Source organism: Acidithiobacillus ferridurans (assembly GCF_003966655.1).
In the GTDB taxonomy this organism is placed as follows: Bacteria; Pseudomonadota; Gammaproteobacteria; order Acidithiobacillales; family Acidithiobacillaceae; genus Acidithiobacillus; species Acidithiobacillus ferridurans.
The window spans coordinates 1,459,071-1,484,439 of record NZ_AP018795.1 but is presented as its reverse complement, the minus strand read 5'-3'; the positions used below and the strand labels follow the sequence as shown (position 1 = coordinate 1,484,439).

The window sequence follows — 25,369 nt, the reverse complement described above, 5'->3', positions numbered from 1 at the left end:
GGTCACGGATTCCTCCTCAGCGGGCCTGACCCATCATGGCGAGGGCGGTATCCACCATACGGTTGGAGAAACCCCACTCGTTGTCGTACCAGGAGCAGACCTTGACCAGCTTGCCCTTGACCTTGGTCAGTGAGGCCTCATAGGTGGAGGAGTGCGGATTGTGGTTGAAGTCGATGGAGACCAGAGGCTTGTCGTTGTAGCCGTAGACACCCTTGAGTGCGCCTTGGCTGGCTGCTTTCATGGCGGCGTGGATTTCGTCGATGGAGACTTCCTTGTTGACGATACAGGTGAGGTCAACGAGGGAGACGTTCTGCGTGGGCACGCGAATGGCGAAGCCGTCCAGCTTGCCTGCCAGTTCCGGCAGTACCAGGCCGATGGCCTTGGCGGCACCAGTGCTGGTGGGGATCATGCTCATGCCGGCAGCGCGGGCGCGGCGCAGGTCTTCGTGATAGACATCGATGATGCGCTGATCATTGGTCATGGAGTGGATGGTGTTCATGGTTCCCGCCTCGATGCCGGCGAGATCATTGAGGGTCTTGGCCAGGGGTGCGAGGCAGTTGGTGGTGCAGGAACCGTTGGAGACGATGTGGTGCTTGGCGGGGTCGAGCAACTGGTGGTTGACGCCGTAGACGACGGTGAGGTCGACCGCATCTTTTGCCGGTGCGGAAATCAGCACTTTCCTGGCGCCGCCCTTGAGGTGCAGGGCCGCCTTTTCGCGGGAGGCAAAGAAGCCGGTGCACTCCAGGACCACGTCCACGCCCAGATCGCCCCAGGGCAGTTTGGAAGGATCGCGCTCGGCCAGCACCTTGACCCGGTCGTCGCCGATCAGCATGTCGCCGTCGTCCACGTTCACCGAGAAAGGGAATTTGCCATGCACGGAATCATACTGTGTCAGGTGGGCGTTGGTTTCGGGGCTGCCGAGGTCATTGACCGCGACAATCTGAACTTCGCCGGTGCGGTTCGCCTCATAGACGGCCCGCAGGATGTTCCGTCCGATACGCCCATAGCCGTTAATACCAATACGCAGTGCCATAATGTGAACTCCTCAACGTTTTAGAATGAATGATTTACAGTGCCTGGAAGCGCGCGACGACGTTATCCGCCGTGAAGCCGAATTTCTCGAACAGGACCGAGGCCGGGGCCGAGGCGCCAAAGTGGTCGATGCCGATGACCGCGCCGTGCAGACCCACATACCGGTACCAGAGCCCCGTGGTGCCCGCTTCGATGGCCACACGCTTGGTGATGCTGCCTGGCAGGACACTCTCCTGATACGCCGCGTCCTGCGCCGCAAAGATATTCATGCACGGCATGGAAACCACGCGCACGTGATGCCCCTGCTCCGCCAGCTTGGCCTGGGCCGCCAGCGCCAGCTCCACTTCGGAGCCGGTGGCGATCAGGATACCCTCGGCCTTGCCGTTTTCGGCCTCCTTGAGCACATAGCCGCCGCGCCGGGCATTGGCCACGGTCTCGTCGGTATGGGGCAGCGCCGGGAGATTCTGCCGGCTGAGGGCCAGCAGGGATGGCGTCCGTTCCAGTTTGACCGAGGATTCCCAGGCGATGGTGGTTTCCACGGCATCCGCCGGGCGCCAGACATGGAGGTTGGGGATCAGACGCAGGCTGTTGACCTGCTCGATGGGCTGGTGGGTGGGGCCGTCTTCGCCGAGACCGATGGAGTCATGGGTCATCACATAGATCACGCGAATACCCATCAGCGCCGACATCCGGATCGCATTGCGGCTATAGTCGGAGAAAATCAGGAAGGTGCCGCCGAAGGGCAGGAAACCGCCGTAGAGAGCGATGCCGTTCATGATGGCGGACATGCCGAATTCCCGCACGCCGTAGTGGATGTAGTTGCCCATCAGGCGATGCGGGCCGATGTCGATGGCTTCCTTCCAGCGCGTGTTGTTGGAAGGCGTGAGATCGGCGGAACCACCGATAAATTCGGGCAACTTCGGTGCAAGGGCCTGAATGCACTGACCGGATGCCACGCGGGTAGCGATTTTGGGCGCCGTCTTACGGAAATCGGCGATGAGCGCCGCCGCCGCCGCGTCGAAATCGCTGGCGGGGGTACCGGCCAGGCGCCGCTCGAGCTCTGCCGCCTCTTCGGGATAGAGTTCCCGGTATTTGGCGAAACGGGCCTTCCAGGCGGCCTCCGCGGCCTCCCCTTTGGCCCGGGCATCATAGGCGCGGTAAACGGCCTCGGGAATCTGGAACGGCTCCGCAGACCAGCCCAGGTTTTCCCGGGTCAGGCAGACTTCTTCGGCGCCCAGAGGCGCGCCATGACAGTCATGGCTGCCGGCCTTGTTGGGGGAGCCATGGCCGATGACGGTTTTGCAACAGATCAGGGTGGGCTTGCCGGTCTGCTTGCGGGCATCCACGATGGCCCTTTTGATGGCTTCGGGGTCGTGTCCGTCGACGTGACGGATCACATGCCAGCCGTAAGCCTCGAAACGCGCCGGGGTGTTGTCGGCGAACCAGTCACCCACATGACCGTCAATGGAGATATTGTTGTCATCGTAGAAACAGATGAGCTTGCCCAGTCCCCAGACACCCGCCAGGGAACAGACCTCATGAGAAACGCCTTCCATGAGGCAGCCATCACCGAGGAATACATACGTGTAGTGATGGATGATTTCGTGATCGGGGCGGTTGAAGTGACTGGCCAGCATATGCTCCGCCAGCGCCATTCCGACACCGTTGGCAAGGCCCTGACCCAGGGGGCCAGTGGTGGTTTCAATGCCTGGAGTGTCGCGGTACTCCGGATGACCAGGGGTCTTGCTGTGCCACTGACGGAAGTTTTTGAGGTCTTCCATGGAGACATCGTAGCCGGTGAGATGGAGGAGCGCGTACTGCAGGAGGGAACCGTGTCCATTGGACAGAATGAAGCGGTCGCGGTTGGCCCAATGGGTATCGGCGGGGTTGTGGACCAGAAAGTCGTTCCACAGCACTTCGGCGATGTCCGCCATGCCCATGGGCATGCCGGGATGACCGGATTTTGCCTTTTCCACGGCGTCCATGGTGAGAACGCGGATGGCGTTCGCCAGATCTGTACGGGTCACAGTCATAACATACTCCTCAATAATATAGAAATCAGTCGATGCGCTGGTGGGTGCGGACCCGGCGCAGAATGCCGTCGTGACCAGAAATAACCAGGCTCTCACTTTCCACAAAGTAGTGGGAGCGGGTCACGCCATCGAGGATGTCGCCGGAGGTCAGGCCGGTGGCCACGAAGAGCACGTCATCGCTGGACACCAGTTCATCACGCCCCAGCCACTGCCCGGCCTTGAGGCCGGCGGCGGCGATGGCTTCTGCTTCGCCAGGTTTCTGCGGCGCGAGGCATCCAAACATGTCGGCGCCCATGGCGCGGGCGGCGCAGGCGGAAATGACGCCTTCCGGAGTGCCACCGATACCCATCATGGCATCCACCTTGGTGCCGAGGGCGGCCATGATGCCACCGCTGACGTCGCCGTCTGTCTGCAGGCGCACGGTGGCGCCAGCGGCCTGAATTTCGCGGATCATGGCCTCGTGACGCGGCTTCTTGAGCAGGAAGATGCGCAATTCACGGACGTCCTTGCCGACGGCGCGGGCCAGGTCGTGGAGCTTGTCCTTCATGGGTGCAGCGGGATCGATTTTGCCGCGGGCCGGGGCCGGGACGATCAGCTTGTCCATATAGAAGGCCGGACCGGGCTGGAACATGCTGCCTTTGGGAGCCGCTGCCAGCACGCAGATGGAGCCGGGCATGCCCTGGGCCAGAAAGGTGGTACCTTCGACAGGATCAACGGCAATCTCTACCTCTGGACCGGCACCCGAGCCTACCACCTCACCATTGTAGAGCATGGGCGCTTCGTCCTTTTCGCCCTCACCGATGACCACCACCCCACGCATGGGGACCTGGGCAATGGCGATACGCATGGCGTCCACTGCGGCGCCGTCGCCGAGTTCTTTTTCACCGCGGCCGATCCAGCCGCTCGCGGCACGGGCCGCGGATTCAGTGACGGGAAGCAGGGACAGTGCGAGATTACCTATGGAGGCCATGCGATTCTTTTCCTTCAGTGACGGGTTCGTTGGGAGAGATGAATTGTTTTAGCATAAATCAAAGGGCTGCATTTGGGAACTCGGCAGGCGTTTCACCGACCGCTTCCAGCCACCGCGACCAACTCTGGTGCAGCCGCGGATCGAGGGTGGCGAGCACGGAGCGCGTCTGCAGATCATTTTCGCTGAGGCTGCCGCCGTTGAATTGCGTGGCCCTGCCGCCCGCCTCGTGCAGTATCAGGGCGCCTGCGGCGCGATCCCAGAGTTGTTGCGCGCCGTGCAGGTAAAAATGATAACGTCCGGCAGCGAGCCAGCACCATTCGAGGACGGAAGCGCCGAAGTTGCGTTGGCTGTGGAAAGGCCGCTCGTCGATCAGGCGCAGGGCGAGAGCGCGATCGAGCCTTTTGTAGTCCAGGACGCCGACGCATTGCCCGAGCGCCGGCGCCTGCCGAACCGCCATAGGTACGCCGTCCACCCGCGCGCCACTCCCCTTTGCTGCGGAGAAGAGCTCGGCGCGCACCGGGTCGTACACCCAACCGAGCACCGAGTGCCCGCCTTGCAGTAACGCCAGGGAGATACCGAAGATCGGGACGCCGGCGGCAAAATTGCTGCTGCCATCCAGCGGATCCAGGCACCAAAGGGCGTCAGCCTCGTGCAACAGGCGGGTTTGTTCCGTTGCACTCATTTCTTCTCCCAGCAGGGGGATATCGGGATAACGGGCCGTGAGCATGTCCTGCAAAAAGTTCTGGCTATCGATATCGGCACTGGTGACGATACTGCCATCGGGTTTGCGGCTGGCGCTGACGGCGTGGAAACGAGGCAGCACGAAGCGTTCGGCACTGGTGCGCAGCAGTTTGCCGACCCATTGCTGGTCGATTTCCGGTATCATGGTCGTGCCTCCCGTATCCGTCTTAGATATCCGGCCCCGGGCTCCGGCGCGTTAGAATATCCAGCGCGATCACCCGGGCAGGGTGGCGTCTTTTTTCTGCGGACTTTTTGATCGCGTTATTCAGGGCCTGATGAAACTCCATGGGCAGGCGACGCAGGATTTCCTCCCCTGCCGGGCTGAAAAGATCCATCTGGCAGGTCACGCCGTCGTGCAGGTTTTCCCTGGACTGGTGGTCGAAGTGATGCCAGACACTAACGGCAACACGGCCGCCGAGGTAGTCACAGAACACCCACTCGCGTTCCAGCAGGATGGCCATGACCGAGACGTAACGCAGGGGAATGAAGACGGGGCCGGTGGCGGCGTGCTGCAGAATGAGGGCCTGATTGTATATCCAGGCCGGGACCAGCCCGGGCCGCGTCTGCCAGACCGGTGGGCGACGGCAATCGGAGTCATTGATCATGCGCCACCCGCGCCAGCGCCACGATGATATAATCCCACCTGTGTTCTCCTGCCCGATATCGTAACCTATGCCGCGCATTCATTTATACGCCGATTCCGACCTGCCCGAAAGCGGCCCCTTTTTGCTGCCGGCGGGGGCCAGCCATCATCTGCTCAAGGTGTTGCGCGCCCGCCATGGCCAGGAGCTGACCCTGTTCAATGGCGATGGCTGGATGTATCGGGCGTCCCTGACCGGGATTTCGGGGGCGCAAGCGCAGTTGGCGATCAGTGGGCGGCATCCGCGGTCGACCGGTTCGCCGCTGGCCATTCAGGTGTTTTTGCCGCTGACGCGCGGCGAGCGCTGGGACTGGAGCCTACAGAAGGCGGTGGAACTGGGGGTGCGACGGATTCAGCCGGTGGCCTGCCGCCACGGAGTGGTGCAACTGAGTGAAGCACGCGGAGAGAAACGTCTGGCGCGCTGGCGGGATATCGTCATTGCGGCCTGCGAGCAAAGCGGCAGCACGACGATTCCCGAACTCGCTCCGCCGGTTGCGCTGGAAACCGCATGGGCCGGTGTGCGGGGGGCCGCCTTCGTACTCGACCCCGACGCCGCGCAGCGGTTTACCGATCTTGGCCATCCGGGGCCGGAGATCACCCTGCTCAGTGGCCCCGAGGGTGGGCTGGCGGCAGAAGAGGTGGCCGCCGCGCAGGCCCATGGCTTTCGCTCGTTGCGCATGGGGCCGCGCATCCTGCGCGCGGAGACTGCCGCCATTGCCGCTATCGCCGTCACCCAGGCGCTGTGGGGCGATCTCTGAGTCACCACCGGAATAGCCAACTTGCGGTGGTTGACAGGGCGGGCGGCAGGACGGACCATTCCCCCTGTTCAACTTCGGGAATCTCAGCATGGATATTTTGTTAGCCAATCCGCGTGGTTTCTGCGCGGGGGTCAACCGGGCGATTCAGATCGTCGATCGCGCCCTGGAGCTTTTCGGTGCGCCTATCTATGTGCGTCACGAGGTCGTTCACAACCGTCACGTCGTCGAAGACCTGCGCGCCCGTGGCGCCATCTTCGTCGAAGAGCTGGATGAGGTGCCGGACGCGGCTACGGTCATTTTCAGCGCCCATGGCGTGCCCATTGCCGTCCGTGAGCACGCGGCGGCGCGGGGTCTGAGCGTCTTCGACGCCACCTGCCCGCTGGTGACCAAGGTGCATATGGAAGTTAAGAAATACAGCCGGGACGGTATGGAAATGGTACTCATCGGTCACGCCGGACACCCGGAGGTGGAAGGCACCATGGGTCAGGTCGAGGAGGGCATGATGTATCTGGTTTCCAATGTCTCCGATGTGGCCACCCTGGCGCCCCGCAACCCGGACAAGCTTGCCTACATCACTCAGACCACTTTGAGCATGGATGACACTGCAGAAGTGATCGCCGCCTTGCGCTCACGTTTTCCCCTCATCGAAGGTCCGAAAAAAGATGATATCTGTTATGCCACCCAGAACCGCCAGGATGCGGTGAAGTCGCTGGCCCCTGATGTCGATATCCTGCTGGTGGTGGGCGCGCCGAACAGTTCCAATTCCAGCCGCCTGGCAGAACTGGGGACGCGGCTGGGGACGCGGACCCATCTCATCGAGGACGCTCAGCAGTTGCGCCGCGAATGGTTCGAAGGTGTGGGGAAGATTGGTATCAGTGCCGGGGCTTCGGCACCGGAAAGCCTGGTTCAGGAGATTATGGACACCCTCCGGGGCTGGGGCGCCCGAGTGCCCCAAGAAATGCCCGGCGTAGAGGAAAAGGTGACTTTCAGCCTGCCTCTGGCGCTGATACAGGCGCAGACGCGGCGGGAAGGCGCCTGACCTTGCTGCGCTCCGCCTGCGGCTAGTGCTGGTCCGCGAGCGGGGCTGTGGTATCCGGTCCGATGAATTCTTCCGCCTGAAGGAGGCGCGGGATCCGCTCCACGGGGTCCATGCCGGGTAGCTCTTTTGCCTCGGGCGTAGCCTTGAGGTCGCGGAACTTGCGCGCGGAGACCAGTACCCGGCTTTCCAGCGACCCCGTCGCGCTGTTGTAGGCCTCCACCGCCTGCCCCAGCCCCTTGCCCACCCGCGCCCAGTGCCCTGCCAAAATGCTGATACGATCGTAAAGCTCTTTGCCGAGATCGCTGATGGCACGGGCATTTTCGGCCAGCGATTCCTGCCGCCAGCCATAGGCCACCGCCCGCAGCAGAGCGATGAGGGTGGTGGGGCTGGCCACGATCACCTTCTGCTCGACGCCGTATTCGATAAGCGACGGGTCTTCCTGGAGGGCAGCACTGAAGAACACCTCACCGGGCACGAACAGGACCACGAACTCCGGAGTCGGCTGGAACTGTTCCCAGTAGGATTTTTTGCTGAGCTGGGTCATGTGGGTGCGTAGTTCGCTGGCATGCTTGTGCAGGAAATGTGCGCGTTTCTGCTCATCATCGGTTTCCATGGCCTCCAGATAAGCACTCAGTGGCGCCTTGGCATCGACGACGATGCGTTTGCCCCCGGGCAGGCGCACCAGCAGATCGGGACGCTGCTGACCAGAATCGGTATTGACTCCCTCCTGCTCCGTAAAGTCGCAGTAAGCCAGCATCCCGGCCATCTCCACGACCCGCTTGAGCTGCATTTCGCCCCAGCGCCCCCGGGCCGCGGGCTGGCGCAGGGCCTTCACCAGCGCCGCGGTTTCCTGATGCAGGCGCGGCAGGTGGTCCTGGACGAGACCACGGATCTGCTCATTGAGAGCGCCGTAAGCATCGATGCGGGTCTTCTCCATGGCATCGATGCGGGTGCCCACCTTCTCCAGGGACTCACGGATAGGCTCCACCAGTTGCCCTACAGCCTTTTGTCGGCCCTCCCAGTCGGTTTTCGCGCTTTCCTGGAAACGCTCCAGATTTTCCCGCGCCAGTTCCAGGAAGGACTGGTTGTTGCGGCGCAGGGCCTCCGCGGACAGGGACTGGAAGGCGTCGCCGAGACGTTGACGGGCATCTTCCAGCAGCGCCAGCTTCTCTGTACCACGTAGACGCTCCTGTTCCAGCCGCTCACCCAGTTCTGCCAGTTGGCCACGAATGACGCTGTTTTCCGTCTGCAGGCGCGCGGTATTGCCGCGTTCCGCCACCAGGGCATTTTCGAGCGCCGGGATACGACCGCTTTCCGCTTCTGCGGCGGCCCTGCTCTCGCTCTCGTGGCGGAGGACTTCCTGCTGTTCCCGGGCCTGTTGCCGCAGGGCATTTATTTCGTGCTGCAGGCTCTCCGTCTGGGCTGCGCTGGCCTGCTGTCCTTCCCGGAGTGCCGCGCTGATATCCTGCTGACGCTGGATCATGCTGCGCGCCACCAGCCCGGCGACCACCAGACCGAGCACGACGCCGATAATGAGGTATAACAGGTTTTCCCAGATCAATGGCGGGTCCCGAGTGTGGGGAGCATTTTCAGGACTCCAGTGGCGAGGTGCAGTTGGGACAGCGTACCGCGGCCAAAGGAATGGCGGAGGCACAGAAGGGGCAGGTTTTGGTGGTCACGGCCGGGGCGGGTTTGGGGTAGAGCTTGTTGATCGCCCGCACGATGGAAAATATCACCAGGGCGATAATGAAAAAGCTGATCAGCGAGGTAATGAAGAGGCCGTAGTTCACGGTTACGGCGCCCGCCTTTTTGGCGGCTTCCAGGGTCAGGTAAGGGCCGGGAACGGTGCCTTGCTTCAATACGATATAGAGGTTGGAAAAATCGACCTTGTCGAGCAGCATGCCGATAGGCGGCATGATCACGTTGCTGACCAGCGAAGTAACGATGGCGGAAAATGCCGAGCCGATCACAAAAGCTACGGCGAGATCGATGACATTACCGCGCTGCAGAAATGTTTTGAAATCCTGGACGAATTTTTTGAGCATGAGGACCTCCCTGCGTGATAACCGGCTGCTGATAACATATCGATTCCAGTACCCTGGTGCACCAGCATAATTTAGTTCATCCGGGGATGAAAACCAGCAACACCTAAATCCTCAGCGGCTGCAAAAGCGGTTTACGACATTTTTATAGTCGTCCATCTGCTGGTGGCCGGATGCGGCGGAGCAGGCTTTCTGGCCATCCTGACAGGTAATGGCCCAACCCTGAGCCAGGTCAAAAAAACGTGCCGCCTGCGCCGCCGGCGTGGCGTAGGCGCCCCCCTGGAAAAGGGGGGCCAGGGCATGGAAATAGCGGCTCTCTTCCTGCGTCCATTGAGATACCGCCTGCCAGCAGGTGGCCTGTTCACCGAGCGGCATTCGCGCGCAACCCATGGCGTTGCGGCGCGCCTGGCCGAGCGCCTGCCGCCAGTTCGGGCAGAATTGCTGTTCGGCCCCGGCGCGCTGAGCGGCGACGGCGGCAAGGCGTTGCTGTGCCGCTTCGGCATCACGGTCGGCCGTCGCGGCGCCCTGCGCGGCGGCGCTGGCCGTGGCGGTTGACGAAGGTGGTGGCAGGGACGCGCAGCCTGACAGGGCAAGCACGAGCAGGAGAAAAAGAATTTTTGCGGGCATCTTCCGGGCCTCCCGGGTATTGGTCTTTGTCCGCTATATATCACAATTTGGCGAAATTGCAGAACCGACACCCTCCGCCTTCGCTTCCGAAACCGCCATGCGGCCCTTCCAGCGCCCTTTCCATCCCTCAAAGAGGACGTAGAACGCCGGCGTCACGTAGAGCGTGAGGAACTGCGACACGATGATACCGCCCGCCACCGCCACGCCCAGGGGCACCCGGGACTCGGCGCCCGCGCCAATGCCGATGGCGATGGGCAGAATGCCCAGCACCGCCGCAAGGTTGGTCATCATGATGGGACGAAAGCGGGTGATACAGGCATCGACCATGGCGTCCACCGCCGTGGCGCCCTCGCGGCGGCGGTGGATAGCAAAGTCCACCATGATGATGCCGTTCTTTTTCACCAACCCCACCAGCATGATGATGCCGACGAAGCTGAACAGATCCAGTTCCTGATGAAAGATCCAGAGGGCCAGCAAGGCACCAAAGCCAGCCAAGGGCAGGGCGGTGAGGATGGTCAGGGGATGGATGAAATCTTCATAGAGAATGGCCAGAATGGCGTAGATCAGCGCCACCGTCGCCAGCAGCAGCATGGGCAGACTGCCCGTGGACTGGGAGAATGCCGCCGCGGATCCTCCGAATTCCCCCTGCACATCCGCAGGCAATATTTTTGCCGCCGTGTCCTGCACCGCCTGGGTGGCGTTTCCCAGGGAAACACCGGGCGCCAGGTTAAAGGAGATGGTCACACTGGGCAGGCCGTTGTAGTGGCTGATGCTCAGGGGGCCGACGCCATAGGCGAAGTGCGCCAGTGCGGCCAGCGGCACCAGCCCGGCGCTGCCCGGCACGGTGATGGCGGCAAGCGCGCCGAGATTCGTCTGAAACTGCCGCGCGAGGTCGAGAATGACCTCATATTGGTTGGTCGAGGCATAGATAGTGCCCACCTGGGTGCCGCCGAAGGCAAAGTTCAGCGCCTGTTCGATGATTTCCGGGGTAACGCCCAGCGCCTGCGCCCGCTGATGCAGGATGTGTACCTCGATCTCTGGATTGGCCAACTGCAGGTCACTGTTGACGGCCTGTAGTCCGGGTACCTTGCGCAGGGCCGTTACCAGTTTGGGCGCCGCCGCGTTCAGGCTGTCCTGGTCTTCGCTCTGCAGAATATATTGATAATTGGACTGGGAGGAGACCGGCCCCATCTGGATAGCGGGCGGCAACTGGAAACTCGCCTGCACCCCGGCGAAATGGCTGACGGTCTGGCGCAATTCGGCAATGACCTGGGTTCCCGACGGCCGCTCGCCCAACGGCTTGAGACGGATGATCAGCCGCCCGCTGTTGCCGGAACCGAAGGCACCGGCGCCCTGCCCGGCGCTGGACATCACCGCCTGCACCGCCGCGTTGTGGCCGACGGCAGCAGCGATGGCCTGCTGGGTCTTCTCCAGTTGGGCAAAGGAAATACCCTGGGGATACTCCAGGTTGCCCATGATCATGCCGCTGTCTTCGGTGGGGATGAAGCCCTTGGGAGGATGATGAAAAGCCCGATCATGGCCAGCAGACTCAGCAAGGCACCGCCATATATCCAACCGCGGTGTCCAAGCATCGCCCGCAGGCTGCGTCCATACCAGTCACGCAGCCGGATGAAACCGCGCTCGAAGCGGCTCTGTCCCTGGTGTTTCACCCGCAGATAGCGGGCGCAGAGCATGGGTGTCAGGGTCAGGGAGATCAGCCCGGAGAGCAGGATGACCACGGCGATGGTGACACCGAATTCGCGAAACAAACGACCGATGATGCCGCCCATGACCAGAAAGGGTAGAAAGACCACCGCCAGCGACAGGGTCATGGAGATCACCGTAAAGCCGATTTCCCGGCTGCCCACGAGCGCTGCCTGATAGGGCTCTTCACCATTTTCCTCGTGACGGGCGATGTTCTCCAGCATGACCACCGCATCATCCACCACAAAGCCCACCGACAGGGTCAGGGCGAGGAGCGTCAGCGTATTCAGGGTGTACCCCAACTCATAGATGATGGCGAAGGTGCCGAGGATGGAGGCGGGGATTGCCAGTGCGCCGATCAGGGTCGGGCTGCCGCGGCGCAGGAAGAGCCAGAGCACCCCGGCCACCAGTATGGAGGCGAGCAACAGGGTGACCTCGACCTCTTCCACCGCCGCACGGATATAGTCTGCCTTGTTGTACACCACGGTCATGTGGGCACCGCCGGGCAGACTGGCGCTCAGCAACGGCAGGCGCTTCTGGATGGCGTCGGAGATAGCCACGGTATCCGCGTCGGGCTGGCGAACCACGGCGAGAATGAGGGCACGCTGGCCACCGATCCAGCTGGCGATCTGGTCATTGTCCACCCCGTTGCGGACCTCGGCGATATCGGCCAGCGGCACCACCGCACCATTGGCGAAAGTAATGGGCATGCCCGCAAAGGCTTGAGCGTCGTGGAGTTGTCCATGCACGTTCACCGCATAATTGCGCACCGCACCCAGCACCGTGCCCTGGGGCAGGTTGACGTTATGACTGGAAATGGCCTGGGTAAGGGCCTGCAGCGATATTCCGTGCGCCTGCATGGCGAAGGGGTTGGCGTGAATGCGCACCGCGTAATTCTGCTCCCCGAAGATCTGCACCTGGGCGACGCCGGGAATACCGGAAATGGCGGGCACCACCTTGTCCACCGCATACTGGTTGAGCTGGTAGATGGGCATATTGGGCGCAGCGAGGGCAATGAACTCGATGGGCGCCGCCGACGGATTGAGCTGCTTGACGAAGGGCAGGCTGGGCATGCCCGGCGGCAGCAGGTGAGAGGCCTGGGTGACCGCGTTTTCCACATTCTGGGTGGCGACATCGATGTTCTGGCTGAGGTCGAACTGCAGAATGACCCGCGTCGAGCCCTGATTGTTCACCGAGCTCATGGAGGAAAGGCCGGGAATGGAGGAAAACTGCTTTTCCAGCGGTGTCGCCACGGCGCTGGCCATGGTCTGCGGGCTTGCTCCCGGCAGACTCGCCGCGACCAGGACCGTCGGAAAGTCCACGCTGGGCAACAGGGCCACCGGCATGTTCGTAAAGGAAAAAATGCCATAGAGCACCAGCCCGAGGACCAGTATGACCGTCATCACCGGGCGACGAATGAACAGGGCGGAGAAATTCATGGTCTTTTCCCCGGCGCCCCTGGGGGTTGGACGGCAGGCCCACCCGCGCCGCTCAGCGCCACCTTAACCCCCGGATAGAGCCGGGCGGGGAGGGGATAAATCACCCGAATACCCGCGTCTATCCCCTGCACCACCGCATCCGTGCCCGACTCCCAGAGCACCTGCACCGGCTTGTCCATGGCCGTGCCATCTTTCACCGTATAGACAAAGGGCCCGGTACTGCCCTGCTGGATCGCGCCTACCGGCAGCACGGTGGCCTGCGCCAACTGCTGGATCGGCATCTGCACCTGCACGTACTGTCCGGGCCAGAGGCCGAGGTTGGTATTGGGTACGGTGGCCTGCAGGCTGATGGTGGCGGTTCCCGCGCTCACGCTGTTGTCGATGAAGGTGAGCTTGCCCTGAGCGAGCACCGTACCACCCTTCTCATCCTCGATCGGCAGCGGAATGGCCTGCTGTTGGGCCAGCCGCGCCGCCGAGAGCAGGCTTTGGGGAACGCTGAAATTCACGGTGATCGGTGCAACCTGGTTGATGATCGCCAATTGCGTCTGGTTGGCGACAACCAGGTTGCCTGCCTTGACCTGGGCCAGGCCGATACGGCCGCTGATGGGGGCGGTGATGCGGGTGTAGGAGAGATTGAGGCGGGCCTGCTCCAGGGCGGCCTGATCCGCCTGCACCTGCGCCGTTGCCGCTTGCGCCTGGGAAACCGCCTGATCGAAGCTCTGGACGGTGATGAAATCCTTTTCCGCCAGTGGACGGTCCTGCTCCACGATATTGCGGTTATAGCGCGCAGTGGCCTGATCCGCCACCAGCTTGGCCTGGGCCTGGGCAAGTGCTGCCTGCATCTGCGCCGGGTCGATGGTGAACAGGGTTTGTCCCTTGTCTACCATGCTCCCCTCGGTAAACCGCACGCTCTGCAGGATGCCGGAAGTCTGCGGCACGATGGTCGCCGTCTGCAGGGGCGTCACCGTGCCCAGAAAACCTTCATAATGGGTCATGGGACGGGTGCTGACGCTGACCAGGCCGACCTGCAGGGGCGGGGCCTCATGTTTGGCCTTGGTCTGGCAACCGCTCAGCATCAGGGAGAGGGTCGCCAGCGTCAGCAGAAGGACAACGGGGGAACGGGTCACGGTGTATTCTCTCCCAAAGGCATGCCGACGGCCTGACTGAGTTGCGCCAGGGCCACATAACTGTTAACCAGATTCTGAATCAGGGTGTAGCGCGCCTGCGCCAGGGTGGATTCGGCGAGGAGGACATCCTGAATGGTAGCCTGGCCGACGCGATACTGGGCCTGCACCACCTCCAGCGCCTTCCTGGCATTTTCCAGACCGCTCTGTGCGCCGGGGTAGGCCGCAACCGCGCCCTGGAAGTTGTGAAAATCCTGCCAGACTGTAGCTTCGGTGCTGCTGCGGCTGGCCGCGAGGTTGGATTGGGCCTGGTCCCTCAGGGCCTGCGTCTGGCGTATCTGATAATGGGTGTTGAAACCGGTGAAGAGGGGTACGGTCAGGGTAAAACCCACGGTCCAGGTGTCGCCGGGCAGATAGCCGTTCTGAAAGGCGTAGCCGTAGGAACTGCTGACCCCCAGACTGGGCAGACCGCTGGCCTCGGCGCTGCGGACGTTGGCCTGGGTTACGGCAACCTGGGCCCGCGCCTGCTGCAACGCGGGATTGGCGGTGAGGGCTGCGTGCATCAACGTCTCAGCGGCGCTGTGGAGTTGGGGCGGTTTCTGCCCGAGTTTGAGGGGCGCTATCCTCAGCATGGTCTGCGGACCGAGGTTCAGGGTGCTGGCCAGCAATCCTTCGCTGCTGCGCACGGTCTGGCGTTGCGCGGCGAGGGTAGACTGCGCCTGCGCCATGGCGGCACGGGCCTGATAGAGGGCGCCGATGGTGGCTTGTCCGGCACGATGCAGGACTTCGGCGGCCTCCAGGTTTTTCCGGTTTTCCGCAACGGTCTTTTCATCGGCCAGCAACAGGGATTGATTGCCGAGAAGCTGGTAATAGGCCTGCGCGACGCTGAAGGCAACGCCCTGGATGCTCTGGTTCTGAGTGAAGCCCGCCACCCATTCCTGGGCGCGGGCAGCATCCACCTTGGCGACGCGCAGGCCAAAGTCCCACAGGGTGTAACTCAGGGTCAGATTGGGGTTGGCGCTGTTGCGTGCCGGCACCGTGAAGCCGATGGTGGAAACCGCCTGCCGACGACTGAAATTGGTATTGAGGGTGAGGCTGGGCAGCCAGGCGCTTTCCGCCATTCCCAGGCCTGCCGCCTGGGCGCGCAAACCGTCCCAGGCGGCGGCGGTCTGCGGATTGTGGGCGAGGGCATATGCGGTGAGTTGCGGCAGCGTCCAGACCTGGCCCTGCTCTGCCGCAGGGAGGGTTTGGGGCTTGGGGACTCCGGGGAGTCTGCGAGGTGCTGTCCACGCCTGCGCGGGGCTGGCGCTCATACCACTTTCGGTATCCAGAGGGTCCGCCAGCCACGCTCCGACGCTGGCTTGCGCCAGCGCGCCCTGAGCCACACAGAAAACGGTACAAACAGCCAGCAATAGCGCTTTGGGGGGCACGCTCAGGCTCCTCGGCAGTGGAGCCGCCATTCTCCCGGAAAGCGGGATCATAAGGAAGATGTGGGCACCGAGGAAATTGTTGCGAAATGTTAAGGACTGGCCTTGCGGAAGACGGATCATGTTCTATATAAGTCTTTACTGACTCTGCGACGTGTGTTGTTTTTGCAATCAGTTACAGGCTGATTCAGCTCGTGAACACTATCTTAAGGGATAAAATAAAAGGATGTCCGCATGATCAACAAGAAAGCTATCGCAACCCTGACCGCAGCAAGTTTGGCCCTGTTTTCCGCCTCTGCCATGGCCGACAGCGCCTGGAATGCCAGCCAGAATCCAATCGTTGCGGCCAACAATGAAATAGGTCTCGCGGCGACGGGTACATTGATGAATTATCAAGAACACTTTGCCACAACCGGTGTCCTCAGCGCTCCAATGGATGATACGGAATCAGGGTGGTTGCCAGGATTCTCGGTAAATCTCTCTGGGATGAATGACAACCTTACAAAAAATCTGTATTTATCGCTTAATTACAATTATTCTTCGGCCGGGATAGCTTATAAAGGGTTCACGTACAACCCTGGCATACCGAACTCAGCTAGGCGCGCTGATACAACGGATCAGGCGACCACGCAGAACTTCCTGGGAAAATTGGGTAAAGGTTTTTCTATTAGTAATAACATGATGCTTACACCATATGTAGCGGGTGGATTTCAATTGTGGAACAGACAGCTTCCCGGTACTCATGAGCGTTACCATTCTGAGTTTGTTGGCGCCGGTCTCATGTATCAGTACGCACCGACAGCCAGGTTGGTCCTCGGTGCTGACATGCGTGTACTTGCTCTTGTTGGCGGAGGTATCAAAACATCCCAATGGTCCTCTGGGTTTGGCACCAGTGGAGAAGAAACCGTAGGGATTCATGCAGACTATAAAATTTCTGGTGGATGGCATGTTTATGGTGGCTTGAATTTCACCCACTTTACCTACACTGGGACGGGCATTGTAACGTTTTATCAAGGTGCCACGGAGTATATTGGTAAGGAGCCCCCATCATCGACCAATCTGCTCGGTATGAGTGTCGGGCTTGCCTATGGTTATTAATCCGGTTTGTCCGCGAGCAGAGCACGCATGCGCTGTCAACGGACAAAATAGTATCATCCTAGTCCCCTGATCCACAGACGGCTGAGTATGCTTGTAGGACAGGGTCGGCCCTAGCTATGGACGGCGTGAGAGCAGTTGCGGGGAGTGTGTGCCCGAAGCGCGCGGCGGCAACCGTCTTTGGCCTCTTGCGACAGGCCTTGTCTACAGGCGACGGGGTGCCATAGTACCTTGCGGAGCGAACGGCAGTAACAGACTGAACCCAGACGTTCCATCGCTCGCCGTTTCGACTGTGGATCATTAGCGTCGCCGACTATATACTGATGGGTATGGAAACAAAAAACTTGACAGGGTGTATCAGAAGATTGTGGCAGCGGAAAACATAACCATTTGCATCGAATGGAGCTTTCATGGCTGTCCTGCCGCTATAAATTTTGTCGCGTAACGATACATCAGGTTTGCAGGGGGTATGGAGCCTATGGTGAAATATCAGTGTATGGCTCGTCTTACTAGGGAGCAAACAGCCAATCTTAGTAGACAAATTGGTTTGCTTTTGATGACAACCAGAAGCCGCCGGCTCGTTGTACCAAATAGGTCATTAGAAGACTATGCTTCACATTACAAAGCAATCATACTTTTCTGAGCGGGAAACCACAAAAGAAAAATGGAGGGACATGTGCGATTTAACTATAAGGTATTTGTGTTGTTTATAGCTTCCACAGTGATATTTGCGGCGCCGACATCGACGTATGCAGTGACGTCGCTCCAAGAATATGAAGGCCTGATTTCTCAGAGCATGACAAATTTATCCAATGTTCCAGAAAAAGCGACCTTTGTCATCACCAGTAGTCAGGGTGATTCTGTGACTCGAGGCTCTGTACTTACTGATCCGATTGATAGGAAATCAACAGGGGTCTTCACGGTCACTGTGCCGGGGATACCACCTGTTACCATAAAAAATGTCCAAATGGGTCGTACTGATTATTCCTATATGAATGGACGATTGGCAGAAAAGTTGAGATCTCCTATTGCGGAACCAATGGGAAAATCAGAAAACTTCTTCACATATATGTCCGGCGTTCGTCAAATCAGTGGGATAAGCTATCATCGCGAAACGCTAGAAGGTCTTTCTGGTGTCGTTGATAGGCAAAATTATTCTATTTTCCAATCGGATGTTTCAGGCGTTTCATTGCCTCAGGTCGAGGCGAGAACTCCCGTGAAGAAAGCCGATGTAAAAATATATTTTAATCCCGAAAATGGTCGCGTTCACGAAATAAATATAATTCAATACTGTTATCAGGATGGGGTTAGCTATACCGTTAATGAGACGGAAACTATAAATTATCTCACTGCAAAATGAGCGCAGAGTACGTGCTGCAGGAAGTATGGTCGCGGTAGAGACAGTAGTTACCCACCCCCCCCCCCCCGCACAGATCCGTACGAGCGGAATTACCGCATACGGCTCCGGCCTCATGTCATAACGCGAAACCTTTGCGATGGGTGGGAATGAGCCAGTTTTACTGGAGGAAGCTAACGGTTCACTATCGGTCCAAAACGCCACCGAGACATTCGTGCGCGCTGACTGCGCCGCCTTAACGCACGCAGCCATGCACGAATCACTTCCGTCATAGAATTGAGGGCGTTTTAGAGGATATGGCCGAGGCGGTCACCGCAGTGGATCCTTGTATAGTAGTGACGGAAACCGGGCTTGCCATCTCTGGCAATAAACGTTCCATTTGTTGGGTGGATATCAATCCGTCGATATGCTCATAATGACCATCACTCAACTGAAAGACCAAGGCAGGGACACCATTGAACCCGAGATACTCCATGACTCTCTTATTGGTGTCCAGATCTTGTTGCGCTGCTCCTGTCGGACTTTCCATATACGCTCGCAGGCCAGCATTGTTGCTGCTGAACGCTACGCTCTCATAGGCATTCAAGACACCCGGGGGATTAGGCGATTGCAGTATATCCGCTGCGATCCGTGTGCTTTGGCTACTCAGAAAAGCCACGGGCACGTAACGTACGATCAAGCGCCCCTCCCTTATCAAGGTTGTCTCTTCTACAAAGAGTTTGTGGCAGTAGGGACAGAGCGGATCCTGGAAATCGTAGATCACTGGCCCGCTGTTGCCCTCCTGGATATAGGTCACCTGAGCAAGTTCTGCAGCAATGTTTTGTGTAGACGGATACGTTGGTGCATTGCTCTTCGTGCAGGTATAACCCGGCGGACAGGCTGCCGCCGTGCTGGCACTGGGCATTCCGGGCAAGGCGCTGTAGCCACCATCATGGACTTCCTGAGCCAGCTGGCTGAGATTGGACAGAGAGCTTGGCATACGTATCCCGGTGCTTTGCGCCGCATTCTCGACGTCACCGAGCAGGCCAAAAATACCGGCCTGAGCCATGACCGGCAGCAGTAATGAAATGTATAAGCTAAATTTTGTGAATCGTATCGTTCTTTTCGTCGACATGCTTATCCTCTTGAATGGTGATAGTCGCTAGAGGGCGAATTCAAGTTTGAACTGCAATTCCGGCCGGTGCGCGAACCGTCTATTTGCCTCTTGTAACATACTGAATATTAAAACATTAGGCAAGCGCTGGCCCCAAATCCTATATGGATGTCTCCATGTGTGCAAGAGGATTTTTTTGATGTCTGGCATGGTGAGGTCGGGTTGCAGTCTTATATCCGGCCTTTGATGCAGAACGACAAGCCTGCTGGCCCTGATTCCAAAACTGGCGATCCGCGCCGAGTACCGCTGTCCAGTCGCGCCTTGGCCGTACTGGATGCCCTACCCCGCCGTATGGATGGTGAGGTGTGGGGTGTCAGGGCAGATAGCATCACACAAGCCTTTGCTCGCGCCTGCCACCGAGCAGGTATCGAGGACCTACGCTTTCACGACCTCCGCCACGAGGCCACCAGTCGTTTCTTCGAGAAGGGATTGAATCCCATGCAGGTGGCGGCCATCACAGGGCACAAGACCTTGCAGATGCTGAAACGCTATACTCACTTAAGAGCGGAGGACCTGGCGAAGATACTGGGGTGAATATTACCAGAAGGGCCGGTACAGACTTATGTCTTGGAATCGGCTAGAGTATGCCGCATACTTAATGGGGTAAGAGTAGCGGAATTTCATTGTTTTGTCTCATGTTGCGGCTTTAGGAGAAGGTTAATAAATACAATCTCATATGGTTATAATTGGTGGCACCACATAGGACACAAAGACGCATTCTGTCTGGTAAATCCGCAGGGAGATCATCCAATGTTATACGGCATACCCCCTTGTTACACTGCACCGATAGTGCCATCGAATTTGCGTTAGCCTCAAAGATGATCACGCGGACTCTCAAGGCGACATCCGAAGATGGCGCAACTCGCGAGGAAGTAACGCTGTCTTTCTCTGAAACAGATGTACAACTTCTTGAGCACTATCTGACAAACTGCGATCGCCTCAAGGAAGCGCGCCTACTTAAAGGTGAGTTTCCGAGAATAAAAAACATCACATGGACCGCTGAAGCAGGCTTGTCGTTTACTCTGTCCGAGTTTTCGTATGGAGATGTTTGCGAGCTTCTCCATCTTGCTCGTCCGATATTCTTATCGAGAGAGCCGGTATCCTTTGAGAAGGCGACGGCCACCATTGGAAGACAGGCCAAGGGCACCGCTATTGCCCAGCATCTAAAGTTCCTGCGCTCCACTTACGAGCGTGGAGACTATCAGCCCTATTTTCAGGTAACTGTTGGTGGAGTCCCATTGTTTGAAGATGAAACATTGAAACGCTGGCTAAATGGGGTTGAGTACCACCAAGACAAAGAGAAGGCTGAGATCGTTAAAGACCTTGAGAGCAGCCTCACGAAAGAAGTGGCGCGAGGAATATTCGTCTCACAGCTTTCGGGTCGCGTGAGAGCCGCGTTGATGTTGGGCCATCTCGCAAGCCTCATCGCACGACCAGAGGCTAACAAGGCGCTCCAGCCGACGTCTCCGCCTGCGGCAGAGCCGCGGCTGAGCTAGGGCGTTAGCCGTCATGCAAGTAGTCCACGCCGTCCCTGAAGATGCCCGCGCTGTTGCCGAGATTCACGTCGATGCATGGCGCTCGGCCTACTCGCGAATCCTTCCTGCGGACTATCTCGCCTCCTTGTCAGTCGAGAAGCGGGAGGCCATGTGGAAGAACATTGTCGAATCTGGGCAAACGGAGCTCCTCGTCGCTAAGGATGGCGGGGCGATTCTTGGCTGGGTGTCGTTCGGTGCTTGCCGAGACAAGGATGCACCATCCTCTCAAGCGGAACTGTGGGCCATCTACGTGGCACCGAACAGTTGGTTCAAAGGTGTTGGGCGTCAGTTGTGGCTACGGGCGCGAGAGCTCTTGTCTCAGCAGGGCTACAGCACGTGTAGCCTGTGGGTGTTTGCGGAAAACGAGCCAGCCATCCGCTTCTACAAGGCTATCGGGTTCGTGGCAGACACCCTACCTCCGCAGGAACTCGAGTGCGGTGGTCGGCAGCTTCAAGAAGTGCGCTGCGTCTGCAGAATTGACGCCTAACCCTTCGCCCAGCTCAAACGTAACGATGCGATATGTTGATGGCGTGTAGTTCTGAAGATGCCTCTCTCGCTGCTCGTCTTCGTTCCAAGCGCCCCAGGTCTGAATCACGTATTCCCGCATCGCGTCTCGTGTGATCTCGTAGGTGAGTTCAAGGTCACTGGGGTTCGCTGGGCGGAGTGAGTAGGTGCTCAACTGTGTGGGGCCTAACAAGAGGGTATGCCGGATAACATTGGATGATCTCCCTGCGGATTTACCAGACAGAATGCATCATTAATATCTTACTGTAAAAATGGCCTTTATGATGCCTATAGACTCCGTTAGCATCAGGCTGCATCCAGCACCGGCAGCTCTATGTGTAGCTCTGCTGCTGTCGCCATATTCACCAACATGTCCAGACTAAACAGGTCAATCTTGCCGCGCACCAAATCGGAAACGCGCGGCTGTGTTACTCCAAAAAGCTGCGCCGCCCGGGCCTGGCTCATCCCGGTACGGGCAATATGGCTCTTGAGTAACATCATCAGCTGAGAACGTAGCTTCATATTCCCTGCTTGTTCACGAACATCCTCAATCGCATCACATACACTCGCAAATCGTTCTTTGCTCACGATTTCATTTCCTTCAATAAATCCCGGTACCGCTGTCCGGCAAGATCCATATCTGCCTTGCGGGTTTTCTGGGTCTTCTTTTGAAAATAGTGCAGCACATAAACGGCATCAGCGAATTTCGCCACATACATGATTCGGTAGGCCACCTGTTGCATCCCGTATCCGAATTTTCCGAATGCCTTGACCCACGCTATGCATCGGCTTCCAGTCGTCCGGCTCTTGACCTTTCTGCACCCAATCCAACTGGTGTCCTGCTTTGCGCTTGGCCGATAGGGGAAAGGTGCGGAGATCTTCCAGAGGAGATGCCTGGAATATGATAGGTTTTTGGGTGTGCCACCGGCCAAATATATAAAAAATTATATCACCATACAACCCTGTACGCCTCTCCCATAGCCAAATGTCCTGTCAGTGATCCGCACAAATGGCCGTTTTCGCGAGCCTTCAGATGACGGCGATTGTTGCACGGTATATCAAACAGTTGTAATTATCTAAAATTATTCTCAAAAAACTGCTACGGTTTACAGCCATGGTGACGAGTTTCCAGAACATGATGATCAGTCCGCTGGACGACCGCTCCCGCTGCATACCTGCCACTGGAGATAAAGAGCATACCGGGGGCAGAGAACCTGTGAGACGCCAGGATCATACTTTTTGTCTGGGAAAGTCGTTTGTAATTTTTGACATAATGATCCAGGATGAAACATTAATTTTTATGTTAAATCCAGAGAACAAAAAATCAATGAGTTACGGAGTTTTCAGGATGAAACTTTTTTGTCACTGAACAAGTGGCTCAGTTCGTTTTGCATTGGAAGTACCGCGCAATCCCATATAGGGTTGCTATTCCTCAGGAGTGGACCACCATGCGCGTCCATAGCGACAAGCAATCACCCCCATTCATAATTCTTGACACTTTGCCGCTGGCATCCGTCGGGGTGGCGCGCTAACTTGTTTTCCACGGAAAGGGCGTTCTTTCCCCCTGAACGATGAGGAGCAGAGTAATGTTAAAATTCAAGCAGATAGTATCCGGATTGATGGTCGGAATGACGGCGCTGGCGGCAGTGCCTGCCTTTGCAGCAGTTACAGAGACTCCGCCGGTCATGAATGGTGGCCCCATGGGACCGGGCATGATGCAAGGCCATCCTTGTCCGGGGGGTGGCGGCATGGCCCCATGCGCAAGGGTGGTTGGATGCGGAATGCGCCCGTGCCCATGCTGATGCCCATCGTCTGGCGGCATGCGGTGGACCTCAAGCTGACCCCCGCGCAGGAAACGGATCTGAAAAACTGGCGTGCCCAACAGCTAAAGGAAATGCCCACCTGGCGTCAGAATATGCAGGTTCACAACGCCGCGCTGCGTGATGCGCTTCTGAACGGTGAATCGGGTAGCGCCATCGTCCCCTTGCGGGAAGCGGTCCTCAAGGATCATGCCACGATGCTCGAACATGGCATTCAGCAGGTGAATTATCTCCATAAAATATTGACGCCTGTGCAGTGGCAGAAAGCTACCGCGCTGTATAAGGAAATAGGGGGCAGGCGGGGACCCTGGAGCAAGTAAATGACGGAAGGCGGCAAAATCCTGCTGGTCGATGACGACCCCCGACTGCGCACGATGCTGGTGCGCTACCTGGAAGGGCAGGGTTTTGTCGTCCACGCCGCCGCCTCCGGCGTGCAGATGGATCGCCAGTTGGAGCGGGAATACCATGACCTGCTCCTGCTGGATGTCCTTATGCCCGGCGAAGACGGCTTCAGCATCTGTCAGCGTCTGCGGGTGCAGGAACCACATTTGCCCATCATCATGCTGACTGCCCGGGGGACTTGGCCGACCGGGTACAGGGCCTCGATGTGGGCGCCGATGACTATCTCTCCAAGCCCTTTGAGCCCCAGGAACTGGTTGCACGCATCCGCGCCGTGCTGCGCCGCAGTCAGGATCAGCGCAGCAGCGACCCAACCCCCGGCGCCATCATTTTCGGCCCTTTCCGCCTCGCCCTCGACAGTCGCAGTCTCTGGCGGAATGACGAGAAAATCTCCCTTACCGACAGCGAGTTTTCCATTCTGCACGCGCTGGCCAGTCATCCCTGGCAGCCGCTCTCGCGGGACCGCCTGCTGGCCATGACCCATGGCAACGACGACGCCACACCGGGTTCACGGGGTATCGATGTGTTTATCTCGCGCTTGCGACGCCTTGTTGAAGACGATCCCGGCGAACCACACTATATTCAGACCGTCTGGGGGCGGGGGTATGTGTTGGTACCCGATGGCGGAGATGCCACACCCAGGGAAGAAGGCACTTTACCCGGATGAACAAATCGCGCCCCTGGCCGGATACGCTGTTTACCCGGATGTTTCTCATCATCGCCGGGCTACTGCTGCTGAGTCAGCTTGCGGTGTACTGGTTTTTCAATATCTATCAGGCCAACCCGCAGGCCGAGCGTCTGGCGCAGAACTGGGCGCAAATTCTGACCCTGAGCGAAGCTCTCACCCCCGCCCAGCGTCAGGAGACGGAGTCCGTGCTGCTGCACCAGGGTCTCCGCATCGTTCCTGCCGGTGCGGTGCGCGGCCACAATCCCCGTCTGCCGGTACTGGCCAACGCCCTGCAACTGCTGCACCACATGGGCTGGCCGCAGGCGCAACTACGCGTGGACGGCCAACGCCGGATGCTCTGGTTGCAAACCCGGCCCGATGCAACCCTGGCGCTGGCCATGCCCATGCCCCATCCACCGGGGCTGCCGTTGCCCTGGTTCAAGCTGGCGGCGATTTTGCTGCTCTCCTGGCTGGGGGCGTATCTGGCGGTACGCCAGGTCACCCGGCCCCTTACCCGGCTCATGCAGGGGGTGGCACGTTTGCGCGGCGGTGATACCCCGGCGGATCTGCCCGAGGCGGGTCCGGCCGATCTGCGGCGCCTGGCCGAACGTTTCAACCAGACCCTGCGCGATTTGCATCGTCTCTGGAAAGAGCGGGAAATGGTGCTGGTGGGGGTCTCTCATGATCTACGCACACCGCTCACCCGGATGCGCCTGAGCGCCGAATTCCTGCCGGCCGAGGAGGAGGCCCGCAGCGAAATCATCGCGAACATTCAGGAGATGGACAAGGTCATCCACCAGTTTCTCGATTACGCGCGTAGCGGCGAACAGGAACCGCTGGTGGCGACCGACCTGGGTCTCTGGCTCAAGGCGTTCATTCTACGCCAACCGGCTGGCGTGGTGTGGCACCCCCCTGCAGTCGCACTGCCGAAAATACCCATACAGGAAGTGGGCCTGGCCCGTGCCCTGCAGAACCTCGTCGACAATGCACAGTCTCATGGTAGCGCCCCCATAGACGTCAGCGCCGAACCCACCGCAGACGGCGTGCTGATCCGCGTCCGCGATCACGGGCCGGGCATTGCGGAGGCGGAGCTGGAAGCGGTGCGCGCCCCTTTTGCGCAAGCCGGTAAGGGCGGTGGGGTAGGACTTGGACTGGCCATCGTCGAGCGGATCCTGGCCTATCACCATGGACGCTTCGTTCTGGTCAACGCGCCCGGCGGTGGCCTGGAGGCGCGCATAGTCCTGCCGTCGGCGCCCTGAGGGC

At 59.2% G+C, this 25,369-nt stretch carries 23 protein-coding genes and 2 pseudogenes; 10 read left to right on the top strand and 15 right to left on the bottom strand.

Going from position 1 to position 25,369, the window contains the following annotated elements; translation table 11 throughout:
* Positions 1-16: 16 nt before the first annotated feature.
* From gap to AFERRID_RS07640, 5 genes are read right to left on the bottom strand one after another with little or no spacing between them, the layout of a single operon-like run.
* Positions 17-1,033, bottom strand: coding sequence for a type I glyceraldehyde-3-phosphate dehydrogenase (gene gap / locus AFERRID_RS07660; RefSeq protein WP_126604760.1), 1,017 nt, complete (start codon positions 1,031-1,033; stop codon positions 17-19).
* Positions 1,034-1,067: 34 nt separating this feature from the next.
* Positions 1,068-3,065, bottom strand: a complete 1,998-nt coding sequence (gene tkt / locus AFERRID_RS07655) for a transketolase (protein WP_113527149.1) — start codon at positions 3,063-3,065, stop codon at positions 1,068-1,070.
* 25 nt (positions 3,066-3,090) lie between these two features.
* Positions 3,091-4,035, bottom strand: coding sequence for a class II fructose-bisphosphatase (gene glpX / locus AFERRID_RS07650; protein WP_012537679.1), 945 nt, complete (start codon positions 4,033-4,035; stop codon positions 3,091-3,093).
* Between the two features lie 58 nt (positions 4,036-4,093).
* Complete coding sequence (locus tag AFERRID_RS07645) at positions 4,094-4,921, bottom strand: inositol monophosphatase family protein (RefSeq protein ID WP_113527151.1); 828 nt, start codon at positions 4,919-4,921, stop codon at positions 4,094-4,096.
* A gap of 22 nt (positions 4,922-4,943) precedes the next feature.
* Positions 4,944-5,381 carry a hypothetical protein gene (locus AFERRID_RS07640; RefSeq protein ID WP_113527152.1) on the bottom strand — a complete coding sequence of 146 codons (438 nt, stop codon included), beginning with the start codon at positions 5,379-5,381 and terminating at the stop codon, positions 4,944-4,946.
* Between the two features lie 67 nt (positions 5,382-5,448).
* Between AFERRID_RS07640 and AFERRID_RS07635 the strand changes: the two genes are divergently transcribed.
* Both AFERRID_RS07635 and ispH read left to right on the top strand, forming a co-directional pair.
* Complete coding sequence (locus AFERRID_RS07635) at positions 5,449-6,174, top strand: 16S rRNA (uracil(1498)-N(3))-methyltransferase (RefSeq protein WP_113527153.1); 726 nt, start codon at positions 5,449-5,451, stop codon at positions 6,172-6,174.
* An 88-nt stretch (positions 6,175-6,262) separates the two neighbouring features.
* Positions 6,263-7,213 (top strand): 4-hydroxy-3-methylbut-2-enyl diphosphate reductase, encoded by a 951-nt coding sequence (gene ispH, locus AFERRID_RS07630; RefSeq protein WP_113527154.1) that lies wholly within the window; start codon positions 6,263-6,265, stop codon positions 7,211-7,213.
* Positions 7,214-7,235: 22 nt separating this feature from the next.
* Here the strand turns inward: ispH and rmuC are convergent, their stop codons facing one another.
* The 6 genes and pseudogenes from rmuC to AFERRID_RS07600 all read right to left on the bottom strand — a co-directional run bounded on the left by rmuC (position 7,236) and on the right by AFERRID_RS07600 (position 15,579).
* A complete protein-coding gene (rmuC, locus tag AFERRID_RS07625; protein ID WP_126604759.1) occupies positions 7,236-8,774 on the bottom strand; it encodes a DNA recombination protein RmuC in 1,539 nt (512 codons plus the stop codon).
* 28 nt (positions 8,775-8,802) lie between these two features.
* A complete protein-coding gene (gene mscL / locus AFERRID_RS07620) occupies positions 8,803-9,258 on the bottom strand; it encodes a large conductance mechanosensitive channel protein MscL (protein ID WP_113527156.1) in 456 nt (151 codons plus the stop codon).
* A gap of 111 nt (positions 9,259-9,369) precedes the next feature.
* Positions 9,370-9,882, bottom strand: a complete 513-nt coding sequence (locus AFERRID_RS07615; RefSeq protein WP_113527157.1) for a hypothetical protein — start codon at positions 9,880-9,882, stop codon at positions 9,370-9,372.
* Positions 9,883-9,915: 33 nt separating this feature from the next.
* A pseudogene (locus AFERRID_RS07610) lies at positions 9,916-13,025 on the bottom strand (efflux RND transporter permease subunit).
* Entirely contained in the window at positions 13,022-14,152 is a 1,131-nt protein-coding gene (locus AFERRID_RS07605) for an efflux RND transporter periplasmic adaptor subunit (protein ID WP_126604758.1), read from the bottom strand. The pseudogene AFERRID_RS07610 and the gene AFERRID_RS07605 overlap by 4 nt, the downstream one beginning before the upstream one ends.
* A complete protein-coding gene (locus AFERRID_RS07600; RefSeq protein ID WP_113527160.1) occupies positions 14,149-15,579 on the bottom strand; it encodes a TolC family protein in 1,431 nt (476 codons plus the stop codon). The genes AFERRID_RS07605 and AFERRID_RS07600 overlap by 4 nt, the downstream gene beginning before the upstream one ends.
* A gap of 231 nt (positions 15,580-15,810) precedes the next feature.
* On the opposite strand from AFERRID_RS07600, the gene AFERRID_RS07595 reads away from it, so the two are divergent.
* Together AFERRID_RS07595 and AFERRID_RS07590 are read left to right on the top strand one after the other, a co-directional pair.
* The gene (locus tag AFERRID_RS07595) at positions 15,811-16,674 is read left to right on the top strand and encodes a hypothetical protein (RefSeq protein WP_126604757.1); all 864 of its coding nucleotides are present in this window, start codon (positions 15,811-15,813) and stop codon (positions 16,672-16,674) included.
* Between the two features lie 673 nt (positions 16,675-17,347).
* Positions 17,348-18,031, top strand: coding sequence for a hypothetical protein (locus AFERRID_RS07590; RefSeq protein WP_126604756.1), 684 nt, complete (start codon positions 17,348-17,350; stop codon positions 18,029-18,031).
* A 265-nt stretch (positions 18,032-18,296) separates the two neighbouring features.
* Here AFERRID_RS07590 and AFERRID_RS07585 read toward each other — a convergent pair whose 3' ends face one another.
* Positions 18,297-19,142, bottom strand: a complete 846-nt coding sequence (locus tag AFERRID_RS07585; RefSeq protein ID WP_126604755.1) for a thioredoxin fold domain-containing protein — start codon at positions 19,140-19,142, stop codon at positions 18,297-18,299.
* Positions 19,143-19,301: 159 nt separating this feature from the next.
* Between AFERRID_RS07585 and AFERRID_RS07580 the strand changes: the two genes are divergently transcribed.
* From AFERRID_RS07580 to AFERRID_RS07570, 3 genes are all read left to right on the top strand, one after another.
* Positions 19,302-19,715 (top strand): site-specific integrase, encoded by a 414-nt coding sequence (locus tag AFERRID_RS07580; protein WP_225981872.1) that lies wholly within the window; start codon positions 19,302-19,304, stop codon positions 19,713-19,715.
* Between the two features lie 236 nt (positions 19,716-19,951).
* Positions 19,952-20,677, top strand: a complete 726-nt coding sequence (locus AFERRID_RS07575; RefSeq protein WP_126604753.1) for a hypothetical protein — start codon at positions 19,952-19,954, stop codon at positions 20,675-20,677.
* A 13-nt stretch (positions 20,678-20,690) separates the two neighbouring features.
* Positions 20,691-21,203 carry a GNAT family N-acetyltransferase gene (locus AFERRID_RS07570; protein WP_126604752.1) on the top strand — a complete coding sequence of 171 codons (513 nt, stop codon included), beginning with the start codon at positions 20,691-20,693 and terminating at the stop codon, positions 21,201-21,203.
* 323 nt (positions 21,204-21,526) lie between these two features.
* Here the strand turns inward: AFERRID_RS07570 and AFERRID_RS07565 are convergent, their stop codons facing one another.
* From AFERRID_RS07565 to AFERRID_RS16205, 3 genes are read right to left on the bottom strand one after another with little or no spacing between them, the layout of a single operon-like run.
* Positions 21,527-21,808, bottom strand: coding sequence for a helix-turn-helix domain-containing protein (locus tag AFERRID_RS07565; RefSeq protein WP_113527307.1), 282 nt, complete (start codon positions 21,806-21,808; stop codon positions 21,527-21,529).
* On the bottom strand, positions 21,805-21,963 hold the full coding sequence (locus AFERRID_RS15295; RefSeq protein WP_197722429.1) for a type II toxin-antitoxin system RelE/ParE family toxin: 159 nt from the start codon (positions 21,961-21,963) through the stop codon (positions 21,805-21,807). Before AFERRID_RS15295 ends, AFERRID_RS07565 begins: the two co-directional genes overlap by 4 nt.
* A complete protein-coding gene (locus AFERRID_RS16205) occupies positions 21,917-22,042 on the bottom strand; it encodes a hypothetical protein (protein ID WP_404813258.1) in 126 nt (41 codons plus the stop codon). Before AFERRID_RS16205 ends, AFERRID_RS15295 begins: the two co-directional genes overlap by 47 nt.
* A 1,318-nt stretch (positions 22,043-23,360) precedes the next feature.
* Here AFERRID_RS16205 and AFERRID_RS15585 point away from each other — a divergent pair.
* The 3 genes and pseudogenes from AFERRID_RS15585 to AFERRID_RS07545 all read left to right on the top strand — a co-directional run.
* A pseudogene (locus tag AFERRID_RS15585) lies at positions 23,361-23,570 on the top strand (response regulator); the annotation flags it as partial.
* 50 nt (positions 23,571-23,620) lie between these two features.
* On the top strand, positions 23,621-24,106 hold the full coding sequence (locus tag AFERRID_RS07550) for a winged helix-turn-helix domain-containing protein (RefSeq protein WP_232027914.1): 486 nt from the start codon (positions 23,621-23,623) through the stop codon (positions 24,104-24,106).
* A complete protein-coding gene (locus tag AFERRID_RS07545) occupies positions 24,103-25,365 on the top strand; it encodes an ATP-binding protein (protein ID WP_126604751.1) in 1,263 nt (420 codons plus the stop codon). The genes AFERRID_RS07550 and AFERRID_RS07545 overlap by 4 nt, the downstream gene beginning before the upstream one ends.
* Positions 25,366-25,369: the final 4 nt, after the last annotated feature.

Bases quoted from the DNA above. Each gene is read 5' to 3' on its own strand.
- gap (WP_126604760.1), bottom strand. From the start codon at position 1,033: ATGGCACTGCGTATTGGTATTAACGGCTATGGGCGTATCGGACGGAAC.
- tkt (WP_113527149.1), bottom strand. From the start codon at position 3,065: ATGACTGTGACCCGTACAGATCTGGCGAACGCCATCCGCGTTCTCACC.
- glpX (WP_012537679.1), bottom strand. From the start codon at position 4,035: ATGGCCTCCATAGGTAATCTCGCACTGTCCCTGCTTCCCGTCACTGAA.
- AFERRID_RS07645 (WP_113527151.1), bottom strand. From the start codon at position 4,921: ATGATACCGGAAATCGACCAGCAATGGGTCGGCAAACTGCTGCGCACC.
- AFERRID_RS07640 (WP_113527152.1), bottom strand. From the start codon at position 5,381: ATGATCAATGACTCCGATTGCCGTCGCCCACCGGTCTGGCAGACGCGG.
- AFERRID_RS07635 (WP_113527153.1), top strand. From the start codon at position 5,449: ATGCCGCGCATTCATTTATACGCCGATTCCGACCTGCCCGAAAGCGGC.
- ispH (WP_113527154.1), top strand. From the start codon at position 6,263: ATGGATATTTTGTTAGCCAATCCGCGTGGTTTCTGCGCGGGGGTCAAC.
- mscL (WP_113527156.1), bottom strand. From the start codon at position 9,258: ATGCTCAAAAAATTCGTCCAGGATTTCAAAACATTTCTGCAGCGCGGT.
- AFERRID_RS07615 (WP_113527157.1), bottom strand. From the start codon at position 9,882: ATGCCCGCAAAAATTCTTTTTCTCCTGCTCGTGCTTGCCCTGTCAGGC.
- AFERRID_RS07595 (WP_126604757.1), top strand. From the start codon at position 15,811: ATGATCAACAAGAAAGCTATCGCAACCCTGACCGCAGCAAGTTTGGCC.
- AFERRID_RS07585 (WP_126604755.1), bottom strand. From the start codon at position 19,142: ATGTCGACGAAAAGAACGATACGATTCACAAAATTTAGCTTATACATT.
- AFERRID_RS07570 (WP_126604752.1), top strand. From the start codon at position 20,691: ATGCAAGTAGTCCACGCCGTCCCTGAAGATGCCCGCGCTGTTGCCGAG.
- AFERRID_RS15295 (WP_197722429.1), bottom strand. From the start codon at position 21,963: ATGCAACAGGTGGCCTACCGAATCATGTATGTGGCGAAATTCGCTGAT.
- AFERRID_RS07545 (WP_126604751.1), top strand. From the start codon at position 24,103: ATGAACAAATCGCGCCCCTGGCCGGATACGCTGTTTACCCGGATGTTT.